Source organism: Mesorhizobium sp. M4A.F.Ca.ET.090.04.2.1 (genome assembly GCF_003999085.1).
Classification (GTDB): domain Bacteria; phylum Pseudomonadota; class Alphaproteobacteria; order Rhizobiales; family Rhizobiaceae; genus Mesorhizobium.
The window spans coordinates 1-664 of the sequence record NZ_RZOT01000982.1; the positions used below are offsets into that span (position 1 = coordinate 1).

Annotated in this window: 1 protein-coding gene; it reads left to right on the forward strand. The window is 63.1% G+C overall.

Translation table 11 applies throughout. The annotated features are described in order from the left end of the window. Window positions 1–596 (forward strand): thiamine pyrophosphate-dependent enzyme (locus EN781_RS33620; protein WP_245492726.1); only part of this gene is annotated, 596 nt, incomplete at its 5' end. Window positions 597–664 lie beyond the last annotated feature (68 nt).

Sequence of the window (664 nt, forward strand, 5' to 3'; positions counted from 1 at the left end):
GCACCGGTCTCGCTTTCGCCAACCGCTATCGCGAGAACAAGAACGTGTCGCTGACCTATTTCGGCGACGGCGCCGCCAACCAGGGCCAGGTCTACGAAAGCTTCAACATGGCCTCGCTGTGGAAGCTGCCCGTGATCTTCATCATCGAGAACAACCGCTACGCCATGGGCACCTCGGTGTCGCGCTCCTCGGCCGAGACCGATTTCTCCCATCGCGGCGCATCCTTCAAGATCCCCGGCATCCAGGTCGACGGCATGGACGTGCGCGCCGTCAAGTCCGCCGCCGATCTCGCCACCGAATGGTGCCGCGCCGGCAACGGCCCGCTGATCCTGGAGATGCAGACCTACCGCTATCGCGGCCATTCGATGTCCGATCCGGCGAAGTACCGCTCCAAGGAAGAAGTGCAGAAGATGCGCTCCGAGCATGACCCGATCGAGCAGGTCAGGGCGCGGCTGCTCGACAAGAAATGGGCCAGCGAGGACGAGCTCAAGGCCATCGACAAGGAGGTCCGCGACATCGTCGCCGACGCCGCCGAATTTGCCCAGAACGACGCCGAGCCGGATCCGTCCGAGCTCTGGACCGACATCGTACTGTAAAGGGAGGGCAAGGACATGCCGATCGAAATTCTCATGCCCGCGCTCTCGCCGACGATGGAAGAGGGCAA